This is a genomic window from Nocardia sp. NPDC004168 (assembly GCF_040610355.1).
GTDB lineage: Bacteria > Actinomycetota > Actinomycetes > Mycobacteriales > Mycobacteriaceae > Nocardia > Nocardia sichangensis.
Map to the genome: position 1 here is coordinate 1 of NZ_JBEXME010000086.1, position 3,896 is coordinate 3,896.

The 3,896-nt window shown below is 58.6% G+C and carries 4 protein-coding genes and 1 pseudogene; 1 reads left to right on the top strand and 4 read right to left on the bottom strand.

Features of this window, described 5'->3' with window-relative positions; genetic code table 11:
* Nucleotides 1-186: 186 nt before the first annotated feature.
* The 3 genes and pseudogenes from ABZW96_RS37365 to ABZW96_RS37375 all read right to left on the bottom strand — a co-directional run.
* Nucleotides 187-291: pseudogene (locus tag ABZW96_RS37365) on the bottom strand (IS5/IS1182 family transposase); the annotation flags it as partial.
* A 13-nt stretch (nucleotides 292-304) separates the two neighbouring features.
* Entirely contained in the window at nucleotides 305-436 is a 132-nt protein-coding gene (locus ABZW96_RS37370) for a hypothetical protein (RefSeq protein ID WP_355081596.1), read from the bottom strand.
* Nucleotides 437-442: 6 nt separating this feature from the next.
* A complete protein-coding gene (locus ABZW96_RS37375) occupies nucleotides 443-694 on the bottom strand; it encodes a transposase (protein WP_355081590.1) in 252 nt (83 codons plus the stop codon).
* A gap of 925 nt (nucleotides 695-1,619) precedes the next feature.
* Here ABZW96_RS37375 and ABZW96_RS37380 point away from each other — a divergent pair.
* Entirely contained in the window at nucleotides 1,620-3,305 is a 1,686-nt protein-coding gene (locus tag ABZW96_RS37380) for a hypothetical protein (RefSeq protein WP_355081592.1), read from the top strand.
* A 90-nt stretch (nucleotides 3,306-3,395) separates the two neighbouring features.
* On the opposite strand, the gene ABZW96_RS37385 is transcribed toward ABZW96_RS37380, so the two are convergent.
* Nucleotides 3,396-3,887, bottom strand: a complete 492-nt coding sequence (locus tag ABZW96_RS37385) for a transposase (RefSeq protein WP_355081594.1) — start codon at nucleotides 3,885-3,887, stop codon at nucleotides 3,396-3,398.
* Nucleotides 3,888-3,896: the final 9 nt, after the last annotated feature.

Below are 3,896 nucleotides of genomic sequence, written 5' to 3' on the forward strand. Positions count from 1 at the left end.
ACAACCAGCACGCCCGACCCAAACGCGACTTCGCCGTCAACTCCAAGATCCGGCAACCTGGTTACCTACCGAAGGTTGCTTGACGAGGCACTAGTCAGCGATCACCACCTGCCGATCGCGCCGTGGCGGACCGCCGTCGAGGCGGGGCACCACGACCACCTCCATCAACGGCGCGATCATCGATGCGTCGCCGGCCTGGCCGGGTGTGAGCAGCACCGCCAGGCCACGGCCATGACCATCGGCGACCAAATGCACTTTGGTCGTCAAACCACCGCGTGAACGCCCTATCGCGTGATCAGCAGATTCATAACCCTGACACCGAGTCGTCTCTGGCGCCCGCGCCATGCTGGTGCACCCGCACGATCGTGGAGCCGATCGAGGCCACCCAGTCCAGACCACCAGTGGTACCGGCCAGCGCGAGCAGCGCGGTCAGCACCCGATCTCATGTGCCGTCCGCGGCATAGCGCCGATGCCGCTTCCATACCGTCTGCCACGACCCCAACTCCCGCAGTAGGTCCCCCCGCGGCGAACCCGTGCGCAACCGGTACAGCATCCCCTCCACCACCAGCCGGTTGTTGGCGAAGTTACGACCCACTCGCCCCTCGGATTTCGGCAACAGCAGCTCCAGCAACTCCCACTGCTTGTCTGCCAACACCTGATACCGATCAACCGCCAGCCTCGACACAGCGGACATGATGCACCACCGAGACAGCCCGAACACCCTGTCCGGTCGATCGGGAGACAGAACATAGCGCCATACGACGTTACTACGACCGCAAACGCGCGGAGAGAAAGACCTCACGAGAAGTTACCCGCTGCCTTAAACAACACATGGTAAACCGCGTCGTCTGGCGAACCATGATCAGCGACGCCCGAGCATTCGCCCGTGCCACCAACCACCCCCACAGACATCGGATTAGGAATACTGAGGGACCATCGTCCCCACACTGCTGCCGGAAACCGGACACCAGTCAGCCGCCTACACGCCGACGTCACCAATGTCACGGCTTTATACGAATAGGCCGCCTACCAGCTCGAACGCGGGCAACCTGTCACCAATCGACTCGCCTACCCTCCCCAGCCAGAGGACCACTGAAGTGGCCACGGACATGCGGCAATGGTTTCGTTGTCTGTGGCTCGTTACCTGCGAAGCTCGTTGCGATAAGTCAAATTATTCCTATGCAGCGGAACGATTTGGATGGTATGCAATAAGCGTGGGTAAGCAAGCTTGCGCCTTGTGGTCGACAACTGTACCGATGCGGGCACCGGATGGAAGTTTATTGCCCAAATGGGAAGTTATTGTCAGATAATCAGGAGGGAATGACGCTGGCATATCTGCACGCTCAGCGGTATTTCCGACGTCGTTTACATTTAGGAAATACGCCAGCAGGTGCAATGGAACTAATCTCGCGGATGTGACTGATATTAATGATTTTTCTACAATCCGCAATAGTTTCACTATTCGCCTTCTCAAAGTGGCATGTGCCAAGGTAGGCTTGTGTGTCCGCCTCCTTATCTGTCGGCCTCGGTTTGGCGGATTTCTGCTACTTCAGTGGCAATGCCGCCACCGGCGCCGTATGGCTGGCGCATGTTCAGTTATCTATGAAGGGACTGTTCGGGTGGCGATCGAGTTACCGGACGAGGTTATATCGTTTCTGAATTTTCTTGGATTCGGCTATCCTGATGTCAATGAAGACGACATCCGCGCACTGGGTAGGCATATCCTTGATTTTGCGGTAAATGTGCAGAATTCACATCAGGCGGCGACGGGGGTCGTCGCAGATATGGGATCTGTCTATTCCGGTGAATCCTACGAGGCTCTTGTGGCGGCGTGGGGAAGAATGAGTAAATCGCACATGGCCCACCTCGATTCGGCATGCAAGACCGTGGCCGCCGCCCTAGATATTGCGGCGGATGTAGTAACGGCGGTGAAGATAGCAGTGCTGGCCGAACTGGCCGCACTTGCCATTAGTTACGGGGTCGCTTTGGCTACCCCCGGTGGAGCGATTCTCGCTCTCGCCGTCCGGGATATGACCCGCAGAGTGCTGAACGGTATGGGCGACTATTTGACAACCTACCTTATTGAAGAAGTAGACGTCAAGGCGATCGGTGTTTTGAAGGACGTGATTGATCGAATGATCAAGAATGCTGTTCGCGGCGCGTTGATATCACCGGAGTCGCCTGGCAAATCAACCGCTCTCACGCTGTATATCGAGCCCGACGAGGTATTACGGCGCGCAGAGCTCCTCGATACCCATGCGGACGACATACTGAAACACGCGGCTGCATTCGCCGATAGTGTAGCGAACTTGACTTTCACTACGCGGAGCGGCTCGTATGTCGACAGCGATCTTGAGCTGTCGCCGCAGTGGGGTAACACATCTGCGCATGCTGAATCGCCCCATGCCGAGTTAGATTCCGTTACGTATCCAGCTTCCAGCCTTACCGGTCCCCCAGTTCCAGTCGACAATCAGACCTCGGACGGGCCCGGAGTCGAAACCGACCGACATCACATTATGGCGGCCGAATCTGATGTTCGGCGGTCATCCGCCGACGGTGTGATGGAAACGCCTCGGGTTGAATCTACAGACAGCGCTCATCTCTATCGGGAAAATTCGGTAGGTGCTGATGGCCTCTCGGCGGCGCAGGTGGGCATCACCAGCAGCGATGACAGCAGTGCCCGGCGCGGTGAAACGAGTGATACGTACGCAACAAATGATGCTGCGGCAAGTGCTAACACCGCTGACCGGCACGCGAGTGAGCGAATACTAAATGCAACCGAGGCGCAGATAAGTAATTCTAATGCCGTACAACCGACCGAAACCCTACCCGAAGCCACGTCTATCTCAGCGATCGGTACCTCAGTTCATCAAATCCTCAGTAGCTCCCTTGGATCACCTGAGGTGCTCAGTGACCCCTACTCACCGGGGCAACCCGGGAGCGGGTCGGCTGCGGCGGGTTCGCCATGGGCGCGTTCCGCCAAGCCGCGGACTCGGCAGGAACCGGCTGTAGCGCAAAGGTCGCGGACCTCGAATGTAGAAAATCGGGTTGGCCGCAAGCCCGGCAGGACGCCATGGTCGAAATCTACCCGCAAACCCGATAACCGCAAGCCAGATGCTGTCGAGACTGTTGCCTCGTCGACATCGAAGCCAGCCACTATAGAGCCTGCCGATGGAGCAATCGCACGGAAGCAGAAGAACCGCGCTGGTACCGTCGACGGTGAATCCGATCTTGCGCTCACCGACTCCGGTTCGACTGAACCGTCACGTAAAACTGCTATATTTCCACCTATTCACCATCCGTAGTGCAGAACGCAGGCTGGGAAAAAGCGTCACAAGGACTGTGGATAGGTGATAATACGCGCGGCCTATCCCGATGAGCGAGTCCGCTCGATATCATGAAGGTCTTGGAGTATGTCTAATGTGGCTGATTTGGCGAGTTTCTTGTAGCAGGTTAGTGCCGCAGCGAGGGTGCGGAAGGGAGGAAGTGGGTGGCCTTGCGGTCGTAGCGGATGTTGAGGCGGTTGTAGCCGGTCGGCTAGGAATCGTGCGCTCGATCACCCACCGGTGAGGGCCGAGGCGCTGGAGGATTCGATGCCTTCGCGGGCGATGCCGACGCCGATCCCGCGGTTTCGCATCCATTGCCGCAGTTCGGCGGTGTCGGATCCCCTTGTCGGCGTGCAGGTTGCCGGGTTTGCGTCGGCGCGGAGCGCGCCGCGATCGGATGGCAGGAATTGCTTCGACCAGCGGACGCAGCGCTTCGGCGTCGTTGGTGTTGGCGGACGAGACGCCCACCGACAGCACGATTGCCGCGCGGTCGGACAGCACGTGGATCTTCGAGCCGGGCTTGCCGCGATCGACCGGGTTCGGGCCGGTTAAAGGTCCCACCTTTTCGAC

What these genes read in the sequence shown, in the direction of transcription:
- ABZW96_RS37375 (WP_355081590.1), bottom strand. Translation starts at nt 694, where the DNA reads ATGTCCGCTGTGTCGAGGCTGGCGGTTGATCGGTATCAGGTGTTGGCA.